The 21,016-nt window shown below is 66.8% G+C and carries 24 protein-coding genes; 12 read left to right on the top strand and 12 right to left on the bottom strand.

The annotated features are described in order from the left end of the window. Nucleotides 1-3: 3 nt before the first annotated feature. From ASG86_RS03905 to ASG86_RS03885, 5 genes are read left to right on the top strand one after another with little or no spacing between them, the layout of a single operon-like run. The gene (locus ASG86_RS03905; RefSeq protein ID WP_056330524.1) at nt 4-750 is read left to right on the top strand and encodes a sugar phosphate isomerase/epimerase family protein; all 747 of its coding nucleotides are present in this window, start codon (nt 4-6) and stop codon (nt 748-750) included. Further along, nucleotides 747-1,865 carry a Gfo/Idh/MocA family protein gene (locus ASG86_RS03900; RefSeq protein ID WP_056330521.1) on the top strand — a complete coding sequence of 373 codons (1,119 nt, stop codon included), beginning with the start codon at nt 747-749 and terminating at the stop codon, nt 1,863-1,865. Before ASG86_RS03905 ends, ASG86_RS03900 begins: the two co-directional genes overlap by 4 nt. A 56-nt stretch (nt 1,866-1,921) precedes the next feature. Then, complete coding sequence (locus ASG86_RS03895) at nt 1,922-3,088, top strand: Gfo/Idh/MocA family protein (RefSeq protein WP_056330518.1); 1,167 nt, start codon at nt 1,922-1,924, stop codon at nt 3,086-3,088. A gap of 26 nt (nt 3,089-3,114) precedes the next feature. Then, nucleotides 3,115-4,116, top strand: coding sequence for a sugar phosphate isomerase/epimerase family protein (locus tag ASG86_RS03890; RefSeq protein ID WP_056330515.1), 1,002 nt, complete (start codon nt 3,115-3,117; stop codon nt 4,114-4,116). A gap of 2 nt (nt 4,117-4,118) precedes the next feature. Then, nucleotides 4,119-5,003, top strand: a complete 885-nt coding sequence (locus tag ASG86_RS03885) for a TolB family protein (RefSeq protein ID WP_056330512.1) — start codon at nt 4,119-4,121, stop codon at nt 5,001-5,003. Between the two features lie 7 nt (nt 5,004-5,010). Here the strand turns inward: ASG86_RS03885 and ASG86_RS03880 are convergent, their stop codons facing one another. The 3 genes from ASG86_RS03880 to ASG86_RS03870 all read right to left on the bottom strand — a co-directional run bounded on the left by ASG86_RS03880 (nt 5,011) and on the right by ASG86_RS03870 (nt 7,438). After that, nucleotides 5,011-5,880: a glycosyltransferase gene (locus ASG86_RS03880; protein WP_082566661.1), complete on the bottom strand. Its 870-nt coding sequence runs from the start codon at nt 5,878-5,880 to the stop codon at nt 5,011-5,013. Between the two features lie 229 nt (nt 5,881-6,109). Further along, nucleotides 6,110-6,490, bottom strand: a complete 381-nt coding sequence (locus tag ASG86_RS03875; RefSeq protein WP_056330511.1) for a hypothetical protein — start codon at nt 6,488-6,490, stop codon at nt 6,110-6,112. A 48-nt stretch (nt 6,491-6,538) separates the two neighbouring features. Continuing rightward, nucleotides 6,539-7,438 carry an SDR family oxidoreductase gene (locus ASG86_RS03870; protein ID WP_056330508.1) on the bottom strand — a complete coding sequence of 300 codons (900 nt, stop codon included), beginning with the start codon at nt 7,436-7,438 and terminating at the stop codon, nt 6,539-6,541. A gap of 220 nt (nt 7,439-7,658) precedes the next feature. Here ASG86_RS03870 and ASG86_RS03865 point away from each other — a divergent pair, with 220 nt between their 5' ends. From ASG86_RS03865 to ASG86_RS03855, 3 genes are all read left to right on the top strand, one after another. Further along, nucleotides 7,659-8,180, top strand: a complete 522-nt coding sequence (locus tag ASG86_RS03865; RefSeq protein ID WP_056330505.1) for a DUF6328 family protein — start codon at nt 7,659-7,661, stop codon at nt 8,178-8,180. A gap of 3 nt (nt 8,181-8,183) precedes the next feature. After that, nucleotides 8,184-8,846, top strand: a complete 663-nt coding sequence (locus ASG86_RS03860; RefSeq protein ID WP_056330502.1) for a DUF6766 family protein — start codon at nt 8,184-8,186, stop codon at nt 8,844-8,846. Nucleotides 8,847-8,927: 81 nt separating this feature from the next. After that, on the top strand, nt 8,928-9,293 hold the full coding sequence (locus tag ASG86_RS03855; protein ID WP_056330500.1) for a hypothetical protein: 366 nt from the start codon (nt 8,928-8,930) through the stop codon (nt 9,291-9,293). A gap of 5 nt (nt 9,294-9,298) precedes the next feature. On the opposite strand, the gene ASG86_RS03850 is transcribed toward ASG86_RS03855, so the two are convergent. The 5 genes from ASG86_RS03850 to ASG86_RS03830 all read right to left on the bottom strand — a co-directional run bounded on the left by ASG86_RS03850 (nt 9,299) and on the right by ASG86_RS03830 (nt 13,338). Continuing rightward, nucleotides 9,299-10,423 carry a glycerate kinase gene (locus tag ASG86_RS03850; RefSeq protein ID WP_056330704.1) on the bottom strand — a complete coding sequence of 375 codons (1,125 nt, stop codon included), beginning with the start codon at nt 10,421-10,423 and terminating at the stop codon, nt 9,299-9,301. A 100-nt stretch (nt 10,424-10,523) separates the two neighbouring features. Next, a complete protein-coding gene (locus tag ASG86_RS03845) occupies nt 10,524-11,333 on the bottom strand; it encodes an SDR family oxidoreductase (protein WP_056330497.1) in 810 nt (269 codons plus the stop codon). A gap of 90 nt (nt 11,334-11,423) precedes the next feature. Beyond that, a complete protein-coding gene (locus ASG86_RS03840) occupies nt 11,424-11,867 on the bottom strand; it encodes a hypothetical protein (RefSeq protein ID WP_056330493.1) in 444 nt (147 codons plus the stop codon). Nucleotides 11,868-11,957: 90 nt separating this feature from the next. Further along, nucleotides 11,958-12,407, bottom strand: a complete 450-nt coding sequence (locus tag ASG86_RS03835; RefSeq protein WP_200946132.1) for a hypothetical protein — start codon at nt 12,405-12,407, stop codon at nt 11,958-11,960. A gap of 154 nt (nt 12,408-12,561) precedes the next feature. Continuing rightward, nucleotides 12,562-13,338 carry a class I SAM-dependent methyltransferase gene (locus tag ASG86_RS03830; RefSeq protein WP_056330490.1) on the bottom strand — a complete coding sequence of 259 codons (777 nt, stop codon included), beginning with the start codon at nt 13,336-13,338 and terminating at the stop codon, nt 12,562-12,564. A gap of 184 nt (nt 13,339-13,522) precedes the next feature. Here ASG86_RS03830 and ASG86_RS03825 point away from each other — a divergent pair, with 184 nt between their 5' ends. The 3 genes from ASG86_RS03825 to ASG86_RS03815 all read left to right on the top strand — a co-directional run bounded on the left by ASG86_RS03825 (nt 13,523) and on the right by ASG86_RS03815 (nt 18,024). Continuing rightward, complete coding sequence (locus tag ASG86_RS03825) at nt 13,523-15,214, top strand: sensor histidine kinase (protein WP_056330487.1); 1,692 nt, start codon at nt 13,523-13,525, stop codon at nt 15,212-15,214. Between the two features lie 19 nt (nt 15,215-15,233). Further along, nucleotides 15,234-16,784 carry a putative bifunctional diguanylate cyclase/phosphodiesterase gene (locus ASG86_RS03820; protein WP_056330484.1) on the top strand — a complete coding sequence of 517 codons (1,551 nt, stop codon included), beginning with the start codon at nt 15,234-15,236 and terminating at the stop codon, nt 16,782-16,784. A gap of 169 nt (nt 16,785-16,953) precedes the next feature. Continuing rightward, a complete protein-coding gene (locus tag ASG86_RS03815; RefSeq protein ID WP_235565087.1) occupies nt 16,954-18,024 on the top strand; it encodes an EAL domain-containing protein in 1,071 nt (356 codons plus the stop codon). Between the two features lie 54 nt (nt 18,025-18,078). Here the strand turns inward: ASG86_RS03815 and ASG86_RS03810 are convergent, their stop codons facing one another. Then, on the bottom strand, nt 18,079-18,315 hold the full coding sequence (locus ASG86_RS03810; RefSeq protein ID WP_056330482.1) for a DUF6480 family protein: 237 nt from the start codon (nt 18,313-18,315) through the stop codon (nt 18,079-18,081). 135 nt (nt 18,316-18,450) lie between these two features. Here ASG86_RS03810 and ASG86_RS03805 point away from each other — a divergent pair, with 135 nt between their 5' ends. Then, nucleotides 18,451-18,885, top strand: coding sequence for a hypothetical protein (locus tag ASG86_RS03805; protein WP_056330479.1), 435 nt, complete (start codon nt 18,451-18,453; stop codon nt 18,883-18,885). Here ASG86_RS03805 and ASG86_RS03800 read toward each other — a convergent pair. The 3 genes from ASG86_RS03800 to ASG86_RS03790 all read right to left on the bottom strand — a co-directional run bounded on the left by ASG86_RS03800 (nt 18,882) and on the right by ASG86_RS03790 (nt 20,925). Beyond that, nucleotides 18,882-19,706 carry a glycerophosphodiester phosphodiesterase family protein gene (locus ASG86_RS03800; protein ID WP_056330475.1) on the bottom strand — a complete coding sequence of 275 codons (825 nt, stop codon included), beginning with the start codon at nt 19,704-19,706 and terminating at the stop codon, nt 18,882-18,884. The two genes, ASG86_RS03805 and ASG86_RS03800, sit on opposite strands and share 4 nt — an antisense overlap. Nucleotides 19,707-19,733: 27 nt before the next feature. Continuing rightward, nucleotides 19,734-19,997, bottom strand: a complete 264-nt coding sequence (locus ASG86_RS03795) for a hypothetical protein (RefSeq protein ID WP_056330472.1) — start codon at nt 19,995-19,997, stop codon at nt 19,734-19,736. A 109-nt stretch (nt 19,998-20,106) separates the two neighbouring features. After that, on the bottom strand, nt 20,107-20,925 hold the full coding sequence (locus ASG86_RS03790; RefSeq protein WP_056330468.1) for a Cof-type HAD-IIB family hydrolase: 819 nt from the start codon (nt 20,923-20,925) through the stop codon (nt 20,107-20,109). Nucleotides 20,926-21,016 lie beyond the last annotated feature (91 nt).

The raw sequence follows: 21,016 nt of genomic DNA, 5'->3' as shown, positions 1-21,016 counted from the left end.
CCCATGTCCTACTCACTGCAGCTTTACACCCTCCGCAACGCCATCTCGGAGGATCTTCCGGGGACCATCAGGAAAGTGGCGGAGATCGGCTTCACCCAGGTTGAGCCGTACAACTTCGTGGCCACGGCCAAGGAACTCGGCGCGGCCCTGAAGGAGAACGGCCTCACCGCACCGTCCGGCCATGCACCCCTCATGAGCCAGGACCAGGACGAGATTTTCGCGGCAGCCAAGGAACTGGGCATCACCACCGTCATCGATCCGTTTCTGCCCGCCGAGCACTGGCAGAAGGCCGAGGACATCCAGGCAACGGCCGAAAAGCTCAACGCCGCCGCCAAGAAGGGCGCGGACTACGGCATCCGGGTGGGTTACCACAACCACGCCTGGGAACTGGAGTCCAGCATCGAGGGCCGCACCGCCCTGGAGTACTTCGCGGACCTGCTGGACCCGGAACTGGTCCTGGAGGTGGACACCTACTGGGCGGCAGTCGGCGGCCAGGATCCCGTGGAACTCCTGGCCAGGCTGGGCGACCGGGTGAAATTCATCCACATCAAGGACGGCCCCCTGAACAAGGACAACAAGGCCCAGCAGCCGGCGGGCCAGGGCAAGGTGCCGGTCATGGACGTCATCGCCGCGGCAAAGTCGCTGGAGGTGGGCGTAGTGGAGTTCGACGACTACGCCGGCGACATCTTCGAGGGCATCAGCGAGAGCCTGTCCTTCCTCAACGCTGCAGGCGAAGGAGTAAAAGCATGAGCACCACAGCCTCCCGCCAGGGCCCGGTGGGCGTCGGCGTCATCGGCGCCGGCGTGATCAGCAAGCAGTACCTGGACAACCTCACCGCTTTCCCGGACCTCAAGGTCCATGTCATCGCCGACCTCTTCGAGGAAGCCGCCGAGGCACGCGCCAAGGAATACGGCATCCCCGAATGGGGCGGGGTGGACAAGGCCCTGAACCACCCGGCCGTTGAGATCATCGTCAACCTCACCATTCCTGCCGCGCACGTGGAGGTGGCCACCGCCGCCGTCAACGCCGGCAAGCATGTCTGGACGGAGAAGCCGTTCTCGCTGGACCGCGAATCCGGGCTGGGCCTGCTCAAGACCGCCGACGCGGCCGGCATCCGCCTGGGCTGCGCCCCGGACACGTTCCTTGGAGCCGGGATCCAAACGGCCCTGCGCCTGATCCAGCGGGGCGACATCGGGACGCCGCTGACCGCGATGACCACGTTCCAAACCCCTGGCCCGGAGTCCTGGCACCCCAATCCGGCCTTCCTGTTCCAGCACGGTGCCGGCCCGCTGTTCGACATGGGCCCCTATTACCTCACCACCCTGGTCCAGGCCTTCGGCTCCATCCGCAAGGTGGCCGCCGTCGGGTCAAAGTCCAAGGATGTGCGCGTGATCGGTTCCGGGCCCAAGGCCGGCGAGGAGTTCACCGTCGAGGTGCCCACCCACGTCTCCGCGATGGCCCAGTTCGAATCCGGCGCCTCCTCGCACAGCGTCTTCTCCTTCGAGTCCCCCCGGACGCGCATGGGATTCGTGGAAATCACCGGCACCGAAGCCACCATCTCGCTGCCGGATCCCAACTACTTCACCGGCGACATCAAGCTCTGGCGCGCCGGCGACGAGGACTGGACCACCGTTCCGGCCACCGGACCCGCCAACGGCCGCGGCATGGGCGTACTGGACATGGCGCGCTCCCTCCGAGCGGGAACAGCCCACCGCGCCACGGGTGAGCTCGCCTACCACGTCCTGGACACCATGGTCTCCATCTCCGAGTCCATGGGCTCCGGCACGTTCGTGGACGTGGAAAGCTCTGCCCCGGCGTCGCCCGCCCTCCCCGAGGACTGGGCGCCGGAAACCGCCACCCTCTGATCCAGCAAGTAATCCAGCACGTAGTCCAGCCAGCAGGAAGCACGCAGGAACGCATCATGACCACACCCGCACACCCGTCCAAACCTCCGGCCTCCCGCCCGCTCGGTGTCGCCGCCATCGGTTACGCCTTCATGGGCAAGGCCCACTCCAACGCGTGGCGGAACGTGGCCAGCTTCTTCGACGTCCCGGCCTTCGAGCAGAAGGTCCTCGTGGGCCGGGACGCCGGCGCCGTGGCAGAGGCCGCGGCAAAGTACGGCTGGGCTGAGTCCGCAACGGACTGGCGGACGGTGGTCACCCGCGATGACATCGACGTCGTGGACATCTGTGCCCCGGGCTGGATGCACGCCGAAATCGCCATCGCCGCGCTGGAAGCGGGCAAGCACGTCCTGGTGGAAAAGCCGCTGGCCAACACCCTCGCGGAAGCCGAGCTGATGACCGCCGCCGCGGCCAAGGCCCGCGCCAAAGGCACCCAGTCGATGATCGGCTTCAACTACCGGCGCGTCCCGGCCCTGGCACTGGCCAGGGAACTGATCGCCGAGGGCCGGCTGGGCATTGTCCGGCACGTCCGCGCCGCCTACCTGCAGGACTGGCTCACCGATGCCCAGGCCCCGATGACCTGGCGGCTGCGGAAGGAAACCGCCGGGTCCGGCGCTCTCGGGGACATCGCCAGCCACGCCATCGATCAGGTCCTGTTCCTCCTGGGGGACCAGGTCACCGAAGTCAGTGGCCGGCTCAACACCTTCGTGAACCGCCGCCCCGGGGCGGACGACATGGAGGATGTAACGGTCGACGACGCCGCCTGGGCCACGCTGTCCCTCACCTCCGGGGCGGTGGCCTCAGTGGAGGTCTCCCGGGTGGCCACCGGCAGGAAGAACTCCCTCCAGATCGAGGTCTACGGCGACAAGGGCAGCCTGCTGTTCGACCTGGAAAACCTCAATGAGCTTGGCTTCCTGGACGCCACGGCCCCGGTCCGTGAGCAGGGCTTCCGCAGGATCCTGGTGAACGAACCCGAGCACCCCTACCTGGACGCGTGGTGGCCGCAGGGCCACATCATCGGCTGGGAGCACACGTTCACCCACCAGGTCCGCGACTTCCTGCTGGCCATCAAGGACGGAAGCCAGCCCTCGCCGTCGTTCGAAGAAGGCCTGAACGTCCAGTACGTCCTGGACGCGGTGGAGGAATCCGCGGCCAACAAGAGCACCCTCACCGTCGTCCGCCACTAGCACCCTTATCTTCCAAGGAGCCCTGCATGCCCCGCCCGTTCACCCTGTTCACCGGCCAGTGGGCCGACCTGCCCTTCGAAGAAGTCGCACGCCTGGCCTCCGGCTGGGGCTACGACGGACTGGAAATCGCCGTCTCCGGCGACCACCTGGACGCCTGGCGCTGGGATGAACCCGGGTACGTCGAGTCCAAGCTCGAGATCCTGGACAAGTACAAACTCAAGGTCTGGGCCATCTCCAACCACCTTAAAGGCCAGGCCGTGTGCGATGACCCCATCGACTTCCGCCACCAGGCCATCGTCGGCGCCAAAGTCTGGGGCGACGGCGACCCCGAAGGCGTCCGCACCCGCGCCGCCGAGGAAATGAAACACACTGCCCGGCTCGCCAAGGCACTGGGTGTGGACACCGTCGTCGGCTTCACCGGCTCCTCCATCTGGCAGTACGTGGCCATGTTCCCGCCCGTCCCCGAAAAGGTCATCGACGCCGGATACCAGGACTTCGCCGACCGCTGGAACCCCATCCTGGACGTCTTCGACGAAAACGGCATCCGTTTCGCCCACGAAGTCCACCCCTCCGAGATCGCCTACGACTACTGGACCACCGTCCGCACCCTCGAAGCGATCGGCCACCGGGAAGCGTTCGGCCTGAACTGGGACCCCTCCCACATGATGTGGCAGGGCATCGACCCCGTCTCCTTCATCTGGGACTTCAAGGACCGGATCTACCACGTGGACTGCAAGGACACCAAGGTCCGCCAGACCGGCCGCAACACCGTCATGGGCTCCCACCTGGCCTGGGGCGATCCGCGCCGCGGCTGGGACTTCGTTTCCGCCGGCCGCGGCGACGTCCCCTGGGAAGCCTCCTTCCGCGCCCTGTCCGCCATCGGCTACAGCGGCCCCATCTCCGTGGAGTGGGAAGATGCAGGCATGGACCGCCTCCACGGCGCCCCCGAAGCACTCGCGGCCCTGAAGAAGTACGACTTCCCCGCCTCCCAGACCAGCTTCGACGCCGCCTTCAGCAGCGGGGAGTAGGGGTGGTCCGCACCCTTCAACCAGGCCAGTGCTGCGAGGTGTGGACCGCGTCGGTCACCGGGGAATCTTCGCTCGTCTTCCGCACTGAGGACATGCTGCTCGAAGCACCCAACTGGACCCTCGACGGGCGGGCGCTGATCCTCAACGGAGACGGCAGTCTGTGGCGGCTCGACCTGGCGGCCGGCGCCCTCACCGAAGTTCCGCTCACCGGCGTCCCCGCTCTCAATAATGACCACGTCCTGGACCCGGACGGCAGCGGTATCTTCCTCTCGGGCGATGACGGCCATATCTACCGCGCACCACTTGCCGGCGGACAGGCCACCAGGATCACGGATGACGACGGATCCTTACATTTCCTCCATGGCGTCAGTCCCGACGGCGGCCGGCTGGCCTATGTGGACATCGCGGCGGGAGACTTTGCACGGCCCGGCCGGTTGCGGACCATCGCGTCCGCGGGCGGCCCACCGGAGAACGTGGAGGTGGGCCAGGGGCACTGCGACGGACCTGAATATTCCGCCGACGGAATATGGCTTTACCTGAACACGGAGTCCTTCACCACGGCACCCGGCCACGCCCAGCTTGCCCGGGTCCGCCCGGACGGCAGCCAGTTCGAGCGTCTGCTGGATAGCGGTACCGTCGACTGGTTCCCGCACCTCTCCCCCGACGGCCGCCTGGCCAGCTATCTCCGCTTTCCCGCTGGAACCCGGGGGCACCCTGCAGACCTTCCGGTGGAGGTCGTCCTGGTGTCCACCAACGACTGGGCCACGCCGCTGCACACCTGGCCGGTGTTCGGTGGGCAGGGCACCCTGAACGTCAGCAGCTGGTCACCGGATTCGAGGCTGTTCGCATACGTGGCCTACCCACTGGACGCCGGACGTGGCGCTTAGCGCCTGATCAGACAGCACCCTCCTTCAGGACGACGTCGTACGCCTCCACCCGCCGGTCCGTCACGGTGGTAGGCGACTCCAGGTGGACCGCTCCCGACGGCAGGATGCCCGCTGCGCCGCAGCGTTCCATCACCTGCCATTGCGCCACCACATCCTCTCCGGCGTGCTCAGCGGGCAGGCTGGTCCAGAAAAGGAAGCCGCCGGCGTCGTTCAGCGCCTCCCTGCGGTAGAGCACGCAGCCGCCCAGCCACGCCACGTGGTACGGCACCCATTCGCCGGGCTGCAGCGACAGTTCCGCGCTGAGGTGGCTGAGGTTGGCAGCGCTGTGCAGCGGCCAGCGCTCAAAGCCCGGGGCACCCGGCCGGATCCGTTCCGGAGTCACCGGGCCCTCCCAGGCCTGGAAGGCTGCGGTCTGTTCCGGCCTGCGGTCGTCCAGGAAGGACAGGCCCTGCGGCGCCATTCCCACGAAACCGCACTGAAGCTCATCCAGCGCCGTGCTCAGCCGCTCCAACGCACCCGGCTCCAGCCAGACGTCGTCGTCCAGGAAGAGGCACTGCTCCGCTGTGGCCTGTTCCAGCAGGAATTGGCGGTGTTCGGCCAGCCCGCGGCGGGGCAGGTGCCGCAGCAGCGTGACGGGCCGGCCCTGGGCCTCCAGTACCCGCACCATGGCCGCGGCGGCGGGATGGTCCCAGGCCGGTTGCCCGGCTGACTGGTCGCTGATGACGACGGCGAACGCGGGCTCGGCCTGCCCGGCCAGTCCTGCGAGGGTGACCGCGAGCTCGGCCGGCCGGTTGCAGGTGGGCACCAGGACGTCCACCGCCACGTTGTCCGGCCGGTCCTGCTGCCGCGCCCACTGCTCCGAAGTTCTCCTGGCCACAGTCCACCTTCCCGGCGTTGAGATTCCCGCCGGCGTCTCTGCGCGCTGCTTATTGCGGCGCCAGCGGATTGGCTTTCCGCATGTTCCGTACCCAGCCGGGCGGGATGTATTCGCCGGTGCTGCCCCACCGCCAGGGATCGATGGGGCCGGGCCCGCTGGACGCCGAAGACCCCCGTTTCCGCTGACACCAGGGGCAGCAGAAACGGGGGCCTGAATGGATGAGCAGGCTTTATCCGGCGTCGAAGCTTTCATCGTTGTCGTTGGGCGACTCCTCCTTGGGGAGGTCGTTTCCGCTGCCGTCCGGAATGCCCGTGGCTTCCTGACCGGACTCCGAGGACACCGGCGCCGACCCCTGTGAATCGTCATTGGACTCGTCGATTTCCGCCGCGCTGGACGGAAGATCCATGTCGTGCGGGACGGGCTCCTGGCCAGTGCCCGACTGCGGTTCGTTGGTCTCCGCGCCCCCTGAAGATGCACCGCCACCGGACTGCTGGGCGCCACCACTGGACTGCTGGCCGCCCTGGGTCCCGGCAGCCTCCTGCTCGGCGGTTGGGGTGCCGTAGCCGCCCGGAGCCGTCTCGGGTTCAGCCTGCTGGTTTTCCTGCGTCATGCTTCCTCCTGTTGTTCATTGCCGATATTGCTGGTCTGGTGTTCCTGATTAAAGTCCCTTGCCGCCCGTGACGGGCAGGACTGCACCGGAAATGTAGGAACCATCCTCCGAGGCGAGCAGTACATACGCCGCGGCGAGCTCCGCCGGCTGTCCCGCGCGTTCCAGCGGGGTGTCCTGCCCGAAGGAGGGGAGCTTGTCCGGCCACTCGGTGGCCGGGATCAATGGGGTCCAGATGGGACCGGGAGCCACGGCGTTGACGCGGATCCCCTTGGGGCCCAGTTCCTGGGCCAGGGCCTTGGTGAAGGCAACCTGCGCCGCTTTGGTCATGGCGTAGTCGATCAGCCCCGGCGACGGGTTGAAGGCCTGGATGGAGGCGGTGGTGATGATCGAGGCCCCGGCCTTCAGGTGCGGCACGGCCGCCCGGGCCGACCACAGCAGCGAATAGAGGTTGGTCCGGAAGACCCGGTCAAACTCCTCTGTGGGAAGGGTCTCAAGGCTCTCGCGGTTCTTCTGGTACGCGGCGTTCAGGACCAGCACATCGAGGCGGCCGAATTCGGAGACCGTTTCCTCCACGATGCGGGTGCTGAACTCCTCATCGCGTCCATCGCCGGGAAACAGCAGCACGCGGCGTCCGGCTTTCCGGATCCACTCAGCGGTGTCCTGCGCGTCGTCTTCCTCCTCCGGCAGGTAGGAGATGGCAATGTCGGCCCCTTCACGGGCGAAGGCGATGGCGGCAGCCTTGCCGATGCCGGAGTCCCCGCCGGTGATGAGCGCGGCCTTGCCTTCGAGCTTGCCGTGCCCCTCGTAGCTGAGCTCCCCGTGGTCGGGTTTGGGGTCCATGGGCGCGGTCAGTCCGGGCTGCTTTTGTTCCTGTTCCGGAAAGGGGCCCGAGTGGTAGCCGCCGCGGGGATCCTTCGGCTGGTCTGTTTGCTTGTCCGTCTCGCTCATAGTCCGCCTGCCTGTGTCGGTTGACCTGTGTCGGTGGGAAGGGCACCGCCCTGCTCCGGCCCTTCGAAGCTATCCCGGCTGGAGGACCAAGTCCACCGACCATGGGTAATAATCAGTAAACTTATCAAATGTTATAGCTCGCGCAACGGGCCGCCTTGTTTCTGGGTATGGGAGGAGTAGAAAGAAGGCGAGGGCCGGGGCCGGAGAGGAAGGAGGGCCGATGTCCGAAGTTGAGGACTACACGGGCCGGACGGGACGCAACGAGACCCGTGAGGAGCAGCTTGACCGCAACTGGGCGGAACTCCTGCAGGAGTTGCGTGTGCTCCAGACCGGCGTACAGATCCTGGCCGGCTTCCTGCTGACGCTGCCGTTCCAGCAGCGGTTCGAAAAGCTGGACGACTGGGAGGTCAACCTCTATCTGACCAACGTTGTGATCGCCGCGTTGACCACCGCTTTTATCCTCCTCCCGGTCAGCGTGCACCGGCGGCTTTTCCGGAAGCGGCTCAAGGAAACACTGGTCTCCAGCGCCGACACCATCACCAAGATCGCCCTTGGCGGCATTGCCCTGCTGAGCGCCGGAACCGCCGCCCTGGTGTTCGATGTTGCCGTTGGGCGCTCCGCCGGCGTCACGGCCGGCGGCGCGCTGCTGGGCGTCATGGTGGTCATGCTGGTGTTCGTGCCGCTTCGACTCAACAAGCGGGCCACGGTAAGGATCATCCCGCCCGCATCGGAAAAGGAGTAAGACATGCGCAAATGGGCAAAAGAACATGGCCTGTTGCTGGCCAACGTGGGCTGCTTCCTGGCGTTCTTCGTAGGCATGATCCTCTCCGGTGCCGCTTCCTACAGTGAGGATCAACAGGCCCACGGGGAGCCTGCCGTCTCGGTCCTGCAGTTCCTGGGAACGGGCGCCTTTGTGGAGGCCACGTTCGAGAACTGGGAGTCGGAGTTCCTGCAGATGGCCATGTACGTGGTCCTCACCGTATTCCTGTTCCAAAAAGGCTCATCCGAATCCAAGCCCATGGGCAAGGAAGCGCCCCAGGATGAAGACCCGCGCCAGGCGACTCTCAAGAAAGCCACGCCGTGGCCCGTACGGCACGGCGGAGTGGTGCTCAAGGTCTACGAGCATTCCCTGTCGATCCTGCTGTTTGCGCTGTTCCTCGGATCGTTCTTCCTTCACGCCGCCGGCGGCGTGGACGAGTACAACCAGGACCAGCAAAGCCATGGCCAGCCCAGCATCACGTTCCTGCAGTACCTGGGCACCAGCCGCTTCTGGTTCGAGTCTTTCCAGAACTGGCAAAGCGAGTTCCTGGCCGTGGCGGTACTGGTGGGCGCCTCCGTCTACCTGCGGGAGAAGGGCTCGCCGGAGTCGAAGCCCGTTGCTGAACCCCACTACGAGACCGGAGCCTGAGGGCGCGTCCAAACACCCGGTCTGGTTATCCAGTCCTGTCAGCCGTCCCATCACCCAGCCCCATCCAAGAGGAGAGACTGTATGAGAACGTCCGTGCGAACCATCCTGCTGGCCCTGCTGCTCCTGGCCGCTCCGGCCCTTCCTGCCGGCGCCGCCGTTGCGACGGCGCCCGCATCCGCCATCAGCCAGGCGGGCCCGGCACAGGCAGGGACGGCACAGGTCGCGTCAGGATCAACAGGCACGGTGTGGGCCGCGGGCACGTCCCCCACACCTTCCCCCGGTGACACCGCCTCCACCGGCCCCGCCAATCCGGGCACGGGTGAATCGGCAAAGAATGAGTCCACCCGCTTGAACTACGCCCCGTGGGTCATTGCTGGAATCGCGGTCCTGGTAGTGATTGCGGTGCTCATTTTCCGGCGCCGCCGCAACACCACGATCGTGGGCTAGTAAGGCTAGGCGCCCTCAAGTACCTGGCTTGTTGCCCAGGTCAGGTACTTGGCGGCGTTCGCCACGGCGTCTGCAGGGCTGGACGCGACGTCCAGCAGCTGCGCCGCGGCAACCACGCCATGCCCGGCGAGGTCCTCAAGGGTCACCAGGATCCTGCCGGCCACCACGATGACGGGAATTCCGCGTTCCCGGGCCGCGTCCGCGAGCGCGATGGGCGCCTTGCCGGTGAGCGACTGCGAATCCATGGATCCCTCACCGGTGATCACCAGATCTGCCTGCTCCAACTGCGCGGCGAGGCCGGTCAGCCCGGCTACCAGCGCGAAGCCGCCTTCCAGCGTGGCGTCGGTGAAGGCAAGGAACGACGCCGGGAAGCCGCCGGCGGCGCCGGCGCCGGGGACGTTGACGTCCCGGCCCGTTGTTTCCCGCAGCACGGACGCCCAGTTGCGCAGTCCGGCGTCGAGCATTTCCACAGCGTCCTGGTCCGCGCCCTTTTGGGGGCCGAAGACATGCGCGGCGCCCGAGGGTCCGTACAGCGGATTACGGACGTCGACGGCGATGCGGAACGTTGTTGCTGACAGCCGCGGATCCAGCCCGGCCGTGTCCAGGGCCACCACGTCGGCCAGCGAACCGCCACCGAGGGGCACCACGTTCCCGGCGGAGTCCAGGGGCTTCAGGCCCAGGGCGCGCAGTGCGCCGCTGCCGCCGTCGGTCATGGCCGAACCGCCCAGGCCCAGGACGATTTCGGTGGCCCCCGCGTCCAGGGCGGCTGCAATGAGCTGGCCGCAGCCGTAGCTGTGGGCACGCAAGGCGTTGGCAGGAGTTGGTTCCATGTCGGCCAGGCCGGAGGCCTGCGCCGTTTCGATGACTGCCGTCACCTTGCCGTCGCCGGCCTTGTGGATTGCCCAGGCGGCGCCGAGCGGGGTGAGGATGGGACCCACCACGGCATTCAGCCGCTCTTCATAGCCCGCCGCGACGGCCGCCTCGAGGGTGCCCTCGCCGCCATCGGCAATGGGAAACTGGGTGGCGACGGCCTCCGGGTACACCCGCAGCGCGCCTTCGGCGATGGCGGCGGCAGCCTCGGCCGCGGTCAGGGACCCCTTGAACTTGTCCGGAGCGATAAGAATGCGCATGGGCTCCATCATGCCAGCAAGTCATTGGAATGCGCTTGCCGTGCACACTACACGCGGTTCTGTGACCGCCCGCTTGGAGTCCCAGGCGGGCGGCCTGGGACTACGCCTCGCGCCAGTCGTTGCCGGTGATGTGCGATCCCGCCTGCGGACCCATCTGGAGCATCCCCCCGTCAACCACCCAGGCCGCCCCGGTCACGTAGCTTGAGGCGGGCGAGGCGAGGAAGGCAATGACGTCGGCGATCTCCCGCGCGTCCCCGGGCCGGCCCAGCGGCACCCCGGGCCGCTCCGTCGTCCTCGGATCCTGGTCCTCCTGCCCCGTCATCGGGGTGGCGATCTCGCCGGGTGCCACGGTGTTGGCAGTGATGCCGTATTGGCCCAGTTCCAGGGCGAGGGTCTTCATGAGCCCGCCCAGCCCGTGCTTCGACGCGTCATAGGCGGACGAGCCCACGCGCGGCTGGAACTCATGGACGCTGGACACCGCCACCAGCCGGCCTCCCCTGCCGGCCTTGACCATGCGCCGCGCTGCCGCCTGCAGGCAGACAAACGCGCCGTTGAGGTTGGTGTCCAGGATCTGCATCCAGTCATCGATGCCCATGTCCAGGAATTTCGTGCTTGCACCGGTGCCGGCATTGTTCACGAAGACGTCCAGCCCGCCCAGCTCCTCGGCGAGTTCATCGATGACGCCCGCAGCGGCACGGAGTTCGGTGGTGTCCAGCTGCCGGACCACGGCTTTGCGCCCCAGCCCGCGGATTTCTTCCGCAGTCTCCTCGGCGCCCGCCTTGTCCGAATGCCATGTGACGCCGACGTCCATTCCGGCGCGGGCCAGGGCCACGGCGGTGGCCTTGCCGATCCCTGAGTCGGAAGCGGTCACGATGGCGGTGGTGGGCGTGAAGCTGCTGGTGTCCAGCATGGCGGGGCCTTTCTTTGGGTCAGGCGGTTTCTGGTCAGACGTTTCTTGGTCAGACGGGGGTTCGGGTCGGTTGGAGTTCCGGCGGCCTGGTCAGGCGGGGCGGCGGAGGTCGTCCTCGTAGGACTCGTCGTGGGCGGCCGCGGCCCTGCGGCCGGCTGCCTCGAAATCCGGCTCGGCTTCCGGCACGGCCATCAACGGCACCGCGAAGGTCACCACGGGCCGGCCGTCGCCGTCGTCCGCCGACCTGATGGTCAGGCTCCTGGTGCCGGGCGGCACCGACGGGGTGAAGACCTGCAGGTTGCGGGAGCCCACCGTGGCGGATTCCTTCAGGGTGTATTCCGTTCCGAAGTGGTCCTGGACAGTGAGGCGGGGTTCGGCCGCGTCATCGGAGGGGAGGTGGATGTTGACCACCAGCCCGGACGCCCATACCTCCACGGACAGGATGGTGAATTCAGTGGCGGAGGTAACGTGCCGCCCATAGGTGGGGGGAAGGAGCATCCGGCGCAGTGCGCCGGATGGGATGAGGTTGCTCATGATGGTTCCTGTAGGTCTTGCGCCGGCGGCCGGTGGGTGGGCTCCGGAGGGTGGTCCGGTGCCGGCCGATCGCTGGGGCGCGGGTGCGGCTTAGGCGTCTTCGCGGTTGGGATTTTCCAGGCGGAAGAAATTGGATTGGGTGCCGTCGCTGCGCTGTTCCTGGTAGATGAAATTCAGTTTCCGGGAATCGAAGGTGTCAAACCATTCCTCCCAGCTGATGTGGCGGAGTTTGTCATCCTTGCCACCGAAGTCGATCCGCAGTACTCCAAGGTGGTCGCCGTGTTCCGTGCCCTCCACTGTGGCGGGCACGCCGTCGCGCTCCTCTGCCCACCGCCTGATGACTTCATGGTGGGTGGTGGCGAGGCTGCGGCCTTCGCGTTCCGGCTCGTCGTCCGTGGAGGTGACTTCCTGCGAGTACTTCAGGGACTTTGAAGAGTCCGGTCCGTGGCGGATCTTCCCACCCTCGGGGCCTGCGCCCAAGTCACCGTCGTCCGTGCTGCGGTCAGCACCGCCGGTCTTGTTGCCTTTGTCCTGTGCCATGGCGGTCCTCCTTTCACCTCCGGCTAACTAGTAAGTCTACTTACTATGGAGCCTCCGGATCCTTCCCCTGTCAAGGGGATGGAAGACACGGTGTGGTCACGGTGCGGGGATCTGCGCGAAGTCTGCGGACGGCTGGAACCTCTCGCGGCCAGGGCTACCGGCGTGGGCGGACCACCGCGTAATACCCGGGTACCCGGTCCTGGCCCGGCACGCCGGTCACCGGGTTGGTTTCGATGGCGACGTGGCCGTCCTCAAGGAGTTCCCAGGCCGACGCCGGGAACGCACGTTCGCGCTCTTCGGGTCCGAAGTGCCCCGGCATGGGAAGTCCGCGGATGGCCAGCTCCAACGGTGCAGGAATGCCGCGGGTGGTTGCGCCAAGGTGGGTGACGTACTCCACCGGGTTGCCCTGGAAGTTGGTTTCCGCCATGAAGACCGTGCCGCGGCGGCCCACCAGGGTCCGCAGGTTTTCAACCATCGCCGTCTGGTGCGCTGAGTCGAGGACATGCAGTACGCCGCGGATAAAGACATTGGCGCCGTCCGGGTCCAGGTTGAAGGACTCCGCCAGCTCCCCCGCAGCCCCCACCGCCGTCATATCCCGGGCTTCGAAGGCCGCATTTCCGATTCCTGCCGACTCCGCCCGCGCCCGGGCAACAGCATGCGGCGAGACATCCACGCCGATGACCCTGGGAAAGATTCCCGCGAGCGCACGGGTAAAGCTGCCGTGCCCGCAGCCGGTATCCACCACGGGAAGGGCGGGGTCCAGATAGCGCAGGAGGCTCTCCTGATAGCCCTGGAACTCGTGGTTGCTGCCAGAGTCCCACAGGACCTCGCCGCCGGGTCCGGTGGCGGTGATGCCGGCCCAATACCGATCCCACGCCTTGTGCCGGTCCTTCGGGGCGCTGCGCGACAGCCTGACAAGCTTGGGGATCATCAGGTACTTCTGCCAGGCGGACCGTGGCGGCTTTGTTGGAGACACGGCTCAAATATATGGTCCCTGCCGCCGCAGCGGCGGACCTCCGGCAACATTACGGCGTGCCACAGCCCTGGCGGCAGCGGCACAAAGTGGACGCAAGGGTCCGCACCTCGTGGACCCGCCCTGCCCCCATCCCCCTAGAATGTACTCAACTGGGAGGGAAGGGAGCACTGTGACGGCTGTCCCGAGTGACGTGCGCCTGCCCCGCACCGCCGTCGTCGCCGATCCCGACGCCGGCCGGCTGGCCCTTAACGCGCAGGCACTGCGTGGCGCCGGGTACACCGTCCTCGAAGCAACCGACGCCCGCAGCCTCGCCGCGGTGCTGAACGCCGCTGAACCGTCGGTCGTCGTCGTCGACGCCTTCCTGTCCGGTGTCCTGTCCGCTGCCGCGTCCACGGCACCGGTCCTGGTGATGGTGGACCTGGACAACCCCGCTGAGATCGAAGCCGCCAATCCCCCCGGCATCCACGACTGCATCACCAAGCCGCCTGCACCGCAGGAGCTGGTGCACCGCACGTCCGTCCTCATCGACCAGGTATCCCGTCGCCGCGCCACCCGGCAGGAAGCCGAAGGGCTCCGCGAGCAGCTGCGCGGCGTCTCGGCCGCAGTGCGCGCCACCAACGATCCGCAGGAAATTGCGGACCACGTTGTCGCGGGATTCGGCCGCACCTTCAAGGCCGACCACGTTGTCCTGGCAACCTTCGAGGACCACCGGGTCCCCCTCATCACGGCCAGTTGGCACCGGCGGGGCCTGGCGGAGCTGCCCGTGGAGGCCCTTCCGCACGAGGATAAGGCCCGCGCTACGGCTGACGCCCTCTGGGCAGGAACGGAAACGCTCTCCGGCGACGGAAACGAACAGGCCGCCCGCAGCGAGGCGAAGCCCGGTCCCGGCCCCGACATCGCCGGAGCCGCCTCAACACTGGCGGTCCCTATCGGCGAGGGAAATTCCTCCCTGGGCATCATCTGGATTGCCATGATGGACCGGTCCCGGACCTGGTCCAGCGCTGAACTGGGGCTGATCCAGCACGTGGCCGGCAACGCCGCCTACGGCCTCATCCAAAGCCACCTGATCAACAGCCAGCAGCAGGTGGTGAAGCAGCTGCGGGAGCTCGACAAGGCCAAGACGGACTTCCTGGCGACGGTGAACCACGAGCTGCGGACCCCGCTGACCTCGATCATGGCCTACCTGGACATGATCCAGGAAAGTACCGAGCATCCGGTCTCCCGGGAAGTCCACCAGATGCTGGACATCGTGGTCCGCAACACCGAACGCCTCCGCACGCTGATCGAGGACATGCTCAGCGTCTCCCGCGGCGGGCTGGACACCATGGCCATGCAGCTGGCACCGGTGCGGCTGGGGCAGACCCTGGACCTGGTGGCTGCTGCGCTCCGCCCCCTGGCCACACTGCAGAACGTCACCATCGACGTGGACCCCGTTCCGGAGGATCCGGAGATACTCGCCGATGAAGTACAGCTGCAGCAGGTCTTTACCAACCTCGTGTCCAACGCCATCAAGTTCACGCCCAGCGGCGGACGGATCGAGGTGGGCAGCGAATCCCACGCCGCCGCGGACGGCTCCAAGTGGGCCACCGTACGCATCGCCGATACCGGGATCGGCATTTCGAGCGACGAGATCAACCACGTCTTCACCCGGTTCTACCGGGCCTCCAACGCCATGAACGGCGCAATCCCGGGAACAGGCCTGGGCCTTGCCATCTCCAAGGACATCGTGGACCGCCACGGCGGCCGGATCGACGTCGCCTCCACCCTGGGCACCGGGACCACCGTCACCGTCAGCCTCCCCCTCGGCACAGACAGCGCCCAGGCCAACTAGGCGCCGGAGGAGGACCCGCATGTTTGCCGACGACGACCCCCGGCTTTCCCAGTTGCTGGAAGGTATTGTCCGGCTGGCTTCCGGCGACCTCAGCTCCCGGATAGAGGTCTCCCCCGCCCGCGATGAACTGGACGCGATCATCATGGGCACCAATCTCCTGGCCGAGGATCTTCAGGTCATTTACGAAGAGCTTGAGCAGCGCGTCCAGGTCCGCACCCAACTGCTGCATGAGGCACACCTTGAGATGCAGAAGATGGCCATGCAGGACCCGCTTACCGGCCTGGCCAACCGCTCGGCCCTGATCGAGGCGCTGCGCAGCTCCCTGCAGGCCCGCGATGCTGCTGAGGGCGAGCCTGCGGAGGAAGGCCCCGCCATTCTGCTGCTGGACCTGGACGCGTTCAAGTCCATCAATGACAGCCTGGGGCACACCGCCGGCGATCAGGTCCTGGTGACCGTGGGCGAACGGCTCCGGACCGCTGTCCGCACGTCCGACGTCGTAGCCCGGCTGGGCGGTGACGAATTCGCGATCGTCATGCCGTCGGCGTCGGCAGACCAGGCTGCCATCGTGGCGCAGCGCATCCTGGCTGACCTCACCGAGCCCATCGAGCTGCCCGGCCGCAGCGTGCGCTGCGGTGCCAGCATCGGGCTCAGCGTGGGCAGCGAAGGCCAAAGCCCCGAGGACATGCTGATGGAGGCCGACGTCGCCATGTATGCCTCCAAGGCCGAGGGGCAGAACAAGCTGCACCGGTTCGAGCCGGCAATGCTGCTGGTGCGGCGGCTCCGCAGCCAGCTGGTGGACGATCTGCGGGCGGCCATCAGGGACGACGCACTGACCCTGTACTACCAGCCGGTGGTGGAGCTCGCCACGGGACGGATCGAAGGCGTGGAGGCATTGGTCCGCTGGAACCACCCCACCCGTGGCTTCATCATGCCTGACGAGTTCATTCCCCTTGCCGAGGACGCAGGGCTGATCTCGGAACTGGGCCTGTGGGTGCTCAGGACAGCGGTACGGCAGCTGCGCGCCTGGATTGACGCATCCCTGCTGGACACGACGTTTTCCGTTCGGATCAACATCTCCGCCACTGACCTGCAGAGCCTGCAGTTCATCGAGGACGTCAGGAACGTGCTCAAGGAGACCGGGGTCAGGCCTGAGCGGGTGGTCCTGGAATTGACGGAAGTGGCCATCGTCAAAGGCAATGAGCTGGACCGGTATTCGCTGGGCGGACTCCGCGGCTTGGGCGTGGGCATCGAAATTGATGATTTTGGTACCGGCTATTCCTCCATCAGCTACCTCCGCCGGCTTCCGGTGGACCGGGTGAAGGTGGACAAATCGCTGATCGCCGGGCTGGAGACCGACCCAAGCCAACCTGCCCTGGTGGCCGCGGTGCTGCAGTTGGTGCGGGCATGCGGGCTGGAGGCCGTGTGGGAAGGCGTGGAAACGGCAGAACAGGCGGAGATCCTGCGCGGCCTGGGCTGCCGCAGCGCCCAGGGCTACTACTTTTGCCGCCCTGTTCCGCCGGACCGGATTCCCCAACTGCTGGCTGACCAGCAGGAAAGCGCTAACCAGTAGCGGAAAACTACTGCGCTTTTGTGGCCGCCGTTATACGATCAGCGTGCGGTGTCAGGTTTTTGCCGCCGCGAAATTCAGGTCTGGCAGCACCGTACTTTTATAAGGCGTTTGGAAATTTGAACATTAATGGGCCATGGGGTCATTACTTCGTCAACTGGGGGCGTCGCTAATGTCGGTTCGGGTACAGGCATGGGGAATTATCGCCGCCGTGCTGGCGGATACGGATCCTGCGGGAGCCGCCGTCCGGCAACGGCTGAGCAACAGCCTCGATGAGAATCCCGGCGTGCCCGAACGGGCTTTGCTGGAGTATCTCCTCGAAACCCGGCGCAGCGACGCCAACACCGTGGAAACACTGGAAGCGGCCCGGGAAATGCGCCTCACACCGCCCACGCTGCCGCCGCACTTCGCCGAGCAGCTGGACGCCATCCGCAGCATCTCGAGGATCAGCGCCCTGCTTGAAAACCAGATGCTGATGACCGCCTTCCAGCCCATCTACGGCTTGGAAGGAAAAACGGTGGTGGGCGCGGAAGCCCTCTCCCGCTTCGTCAGCGACGACGGTGCTGCTGCGGAGTTGTGGTTCGCCGAGGCAGCGGCGGTGGGCCTGGGCGCAAACCTTGAATTTTCGGCTTTGGGTTCGGCCGCGGCCGCGGCCCGCGACCTGCCGGAAAATCTTTATATATCCCTCAATATTTCGCCCACGTCCTGCATGGACCCGCGCCTGCCGGAATTGTTCGACCACATTGAACTCCCCATCCACCGCGTGGTGCTCGAAATGACCGAGGACATTCCCGAAGAGGAATATCTGCAGTTCATTTCCGCAATCAATCCGCTCCGGGAGCAAGGCCTGCGGATCGCCGTCGATGATGCCCATACCGGTGCCGGCGCGCTGAGCCGCATGATTCACCTGCGGCCCGATTTCCTGAAGGTGGGCCGCAACGTGATCGGCGACGTCGACAAGGACGGCCTCCAGCGGACCCTGGCTGCGTGCCTGGTGGACTTCACCGACCAGATCGGCACCACCCTGGTGGCCGAGGGCATCGAAACGGTGGGCGAACTCAAGGTCCTCACCGAACTTGGGATCAGCGCCGGCCAGGGGTACCTGCTGGGGCGCCCGTCGGTGCGGCCCCAGGACTGGGCCAGCTGGAATACGCGCCTGGACATGGACGGCCTGGAGCGTCATTTGGCAGGGCCTGCAGGCCCGGCAGAATCCCACGGCCGCCACGGCAAAAACCCTTCCTGACGCGGGTCAGCGCGGCGGCGGGATCTTTTCGCCGCCGTGCCGACCATTCAGGCGCTATTCGGAATGGCCCTGGTCCCGACTCATCTGGTCTTCGGCCGGCGGCGTCTCGCCCGGCGGCACTCCCCCGCCCGGTTCAAGACCGGTGACATTGCCCTCCGCCGGATCCGGGTTCGGCGAGCCGCCCGACTCGCGGCTGCGCTGCTCCGCAAGGTGGGACTGTGCGGCGCCAACGTCTTCCTTCCCCGGCCGGTCAGGGTTCGCGGGGTCATTTTCCGGATGGTAAGTGCTCATGCTGCTCTTCCTTCCTCTCCGGCTGCGGTCTGATTCCCCAGCACTGGACTAATTGTAAGCATGCTGATAATTCTGGAGGAGTAGGGCCGGTGTGCCGCTGGGGCACCGGTACGCGATGTCGGAAGGAGCAGTCACATGGGAATCGGCGACAGCATCGGCAAGGCAGCAGAAAACGCCATGGAGGACCTGGCCGGGACATCCAAGCCCACGGAGAAGATGGATGTACCCGACCCCACAAACCCCAATGACGACGTGGAAGTCCATTCGTCCCTGAGCGAAGGCTCAAACGCCATGGAGGCGGAGAAGCAGAAGGCGCCGGGCCTCAAGACGGGGGCCGCTCCGGGGCCGGTATCCGAGAGCCCGTTCGGCGGGGATGTCGACGAAAATGACACTGACGAAGCCGACGACGGCGGCCTGGCCGGAGACGCCACAGCGCCCGCGGGCGGGGCAGGGACAGGTGGCGGCAACGTTCGGGGGTCCGGTGGACTTCCCGAGAGTAACCCGGATGAGCTGCGGGCAGATCCTTCCGAGGGTGACCAGGACCCGTCAACCAGCACGGGCCGCGGCTAGGAGGCTGCGCCAGGCGAGTGGCCCCCTGGCCACTCGCCGCGCTCCATCAGCACGTTGCGGAGCAGGTCCGCCCGGTCCGTGACGATGCCGTCCACGCCCAACTGGAGGAGCCGGTGCATCTCCGCGGCGTCGTTGATGGTCCAGACGTGCACGGCCAGGTCCAAGGCATGGGCCCGGCGGATGAAGCCGGCGCTGACAACAGGGACCCGTCCATAGCGGACGGGGACCTGCAGCGCGTGCACGTCCCGGAGCACACCGCGCATGAGCCGTCGGAACAACGGGCGTGGAAGCACCGGGCCCAGCAGGGTGAAGAGGGCACTGGAGGCCACGCCGGCCGATGAGGCGACCGGCCGGCTGAGCAGTCTCAGCAACGCCCGCCGTCGGCGGTCCGAAAAACTGGTGACCAGCACCCGCTGGTGCGCCTGATGCCGCTCGATGGCCGCGGCAGTGCTCTGGACTGAGTTCCAGTCTTTAACGTCCAGGTTCAGTCTGGCGTGGGGCAGCTGGGTCACCAGCTCATCGAAGGTGGGGATGGGCTCGCGGCCGTTGATCCGCGCCTTCGCGACGTCCGCGGCCGGCAGCTCCGCCACACGCCCCCTGCCGTCGGTCACCCGGTCCAGGGTTTCATCATGGAAGAGCAGCAGCACGCCGTCGGCCGTGGTGTGCACGTCCGTTTCCAGGTACCGGAAGCCGAGTTCGACGCCGGAGCGGAACGCGGCCATGGAGTTCTCCAGCCCCTCGGCCGAGAATCCGCGGTGGGCCATGGCGATGGGAAGCTGCCGCCCGGCGTCGTCCTTGTGCTCAAAAAAGGGCAGGGTCACTCTGCGAGCGTACCGCGGACCTGCCGCTCAGTCCCGGCAGCCGGTCTCCCCGCACGGAACAATGTCCACGCCATCCCCGCAGTGCAGCAGGGTGCGGCCGCGGCCGCCGTCGAGGTGCACCCACACGGCCGTGTGGTCCGCAGTGATGGTGTCCACCACGCCGCCCGCCTCGAAGCCGGGTGAGAAGAGGACCCGGACGCGGTCGCCCTGGCGCAGCTGCTTCCAGTGTGGAGCGGGCGTTGCTTTGCGCAGCGTCCCATCGGCCATGTGCTGCCTGACGTTCCTTGCCATGTTGCCCCCTGTGAGCCGGCGGGCGAAGTGCCTGCCTTCCACGCTTTACGCTACGGCCGGAAGGTAAACGCCAGGTGAGCGGCAGCTGTGAATAGGGGGCTGGCGGGAGTCAGGAAGACTGGACGCCCAGGGAGGCGAGCCTGGCCTCCAGAACCTGGGCCACGCCGTCGTCGTCAAAATGCGGCGCCTGTTGCCCCGCCGCCCGGATGGCCTCCGGATGGCCGCTGGCCATGGCATAGCCGTGGCCTGCCCACCGCAGCATCTCGATGTCGTTGGGCATGTCACCGAAGGCCACCACGTCCGCGGCGTCAATGCCCAGAGCCGAGGCGTATTCAGCCAGGGTGACGGCTTTGTTGACCCCGGGCAGGGAGAGTTCCAGCATGGGGACACCGGGCGAGGAGTGCGTGGTGGCGGCCAGATGTTCGACGGCGGGCGCCACCTCGGCCAGGAAATCGTCGGGCGTGCCGTCGCGGACGATGGCAAGGAATTTGACCACGGAGTCGTCTGTGGTGAGCGTTTCCTTCAGCGGCGCGGGAGTGAATTCGGCGAGCAGTTCGCTGGATTCGTTTTCGATGAAGCCCGGTTCGAGATGGAATCCGGTGAGCGTTTCGGCGGCGAACAGGGCGGCCGGGCGGAGTTTCTTGATGATGCGGCGGGCTTCCAGGACGGTGTCGATGGCCAGGGTGCGGGCGGAAACCAGGCGGTCCGCCTCGAGGTCCCAGACCACTGCACCGTTGGAGCAGATCACCCGTCCCGTGTGGCCCAACTGCTCCTCGAGGGGGTGCAGCCACCGCGGCGGGCGCCCTGTAACGAAGACAAGCTCGACGCCGGCATCACGGCAGGCGTGGAAGGCGCGGATGGTGCGGGGGCTGATTTTTCCGTCGTGCCCAAGGATGGTTCCGTCAATGTCGCTTGCTACCAGCCGCATCCTGCCAGTCTACGTGGGCTGCCGGCCGCCGTCGTACTCCCTTGCGAAGCACCCCGGCCTGTGGGTGGGTGCCGGTTGTCAGCGCTCAGGG

The organism is Arthrobacter sp. Soil764, assembly GCF_001428075.1.
Lineage (GTDB): Bacteria > Actinomycetota > Actinomycetes > Actinomycetales > Micrococcaceae > Arthrobacter.
The sequence above is the reverse complement of the archived record's forward strand: the minus strand, read 5'-3'. Positions and strand labels throughout refer to the sequence as shown.

Excerpts from the sequence above, each read along its gene's own strand:
- ASG86_RS03830 (WP_056330490.1), bottom strand. The coding sequence starts at position 13,338 with ATGATCCCCAAGCTTGTCAGGCTGTCGCGCAGCGCCCCGAAGGACCGG.
- ASG86_RS03890 (WP_056330515.1), top strand. The coding sequence starts at position 3,115 with ATGCCCCGCCCGTTCACCCTGTTCACCGGCCAGTGGGCCGACCTGCCC.
- ASG86_RS03810 (WP_056330482.1), bottom strand. The coding sequence starts at position 18,315 with ATGAGCACTTACCATCCGGAAAATGACCCCGCGAACCCTGACCGGCCG.
- ASG86_RS03805 (WP_056330479.1), top strand. The coding sequence starts at position 18,451 with ATGGGAATCGGCGACAGCATCGGCAAGGCAGCAGAAAACGCCATGGAG.
- ASG86_RS03795 (WP_056330472.1), bottom strand. The coding sequence starts at position 19,997 with ATGGCAAGGAACGTCAGGCAGCACATGGCCGATGGGACGCTGCGCAAA.
- ASG86_RS03845 (WP_056330497.1), bottom strand. The coding sequence starts at position 11,333 with ATGCTGGACACCAGCAGCTTCACGCCCACCACCGCCATCGTGACCGCT.
- ASG86_RS03825 (WP_056330487.1), top strand. The coding sequence starts at position 13,523 with ATGTACTCAACTGGGAGGGAAGGGAGCACTGTGACGGCTGTCCCGAGT.
- ASG86_RS03850 (WP_056330704.1), bottom strand. The coding sequence starts at position 10,423 with ATGCGCATTCTTATCGCTCCGGACAAGTTCAAGGGGTCCCTGACCGCG.
- ASG86_RS03840 (WP_056330493.1), bottom strand. The coding sequence starts at position 11,867 with ATGAGCAACCTCATCCCATCCGGCGCACTGCGCCGGATGCTCCTTCCC.
- ASG86_RS03865 (WP_056330505.1), top strand. The coding sequence starts at position 7,659 with ATGTCCGAAGTTGAGGACTACACGGGCCGGACGGGACGCAACGAGACC.
- ASG86_RS03790 (WP_056330468.1), bottom strand. The coding sequence starts at position 20,925 with ATGCGGCTGGTAGCAAGCGACATTGACGGAACCATCCTTGGGCACGAC.
- ASG86_RS03870 (WP_056330508.1), bottom strand. The coding sequence starts at position 7,438 with ATGAGCGAGACGGACAAGCAAACAGACCAGCCGAAGGATCCCCGCGGC.
- ASG86_RS03860 (WP_056330502.1), top strand. The coding sequence starts at position 8,184 with ATGCGCAAATGGGCAAAAGAACATGGCCTGTTGCTGGCCAACGTGGGC.
- ASG86_RS03835 (WP_200946132.1), bottom strand. The coding sequence starts at position 12,407 with ATGGCACAGGACAAAGGCAACAAGACCGGCGGTGCTGACCGCAGCACG.
- ASG86_RS03875 (WP_056330511.1), bottom strand. The coding sequence starts at position 6,490 with ATGACGCAGGAAAACCAGCAGGCTGAACCCGAGACGGCTCCGGGCGGC.
- ASG86_RS03905 (WP_056330524.1), top strand. The coding sequence starts at position 4 with ATGTCCTACTCACTGCAGCTTTACACCCTCCGCAACGCCATCTCGGAG.
- ASG86_RS03820 (WP_056330484.1), top strand. The coding sequence starts at position 15,234 with ATGTTTGCCGACGACGACCCCCGGCTTTCCCAGTTGCTGGAAGGTATT.
- ASG86_RS03895 (WP_056330518.1), top strand. The coding sequence starts at position 1,922 with ATGACCACACCCGCACACCCGTCCAAACCTCCGGCCTCCCGCCCGCTC.
- ASG86_RS03900 (WP_056330521.1), top strand. The coding sequence starts at position 747 with ATGAGCACCACAGCCTCCCGCCAGGGCCCGGTGGGCGTCGGCGTCATC.
- ASG86_RS03815 (WP_235565087.1), top strand. The coding sequence starts at position 16,954 with ATGTCGGTTCGGGTACAGGCATGGGGAATTATCGCCGCCGTGCTGGCG.
- ASG86_RS03855 (WP_056330500.1), top strand. The coding sequence starts at position 8,928 with ATGAGAACGTCCGTGCGAACCATCCTGCTGGCCCTGCTGCTCCTGGCC.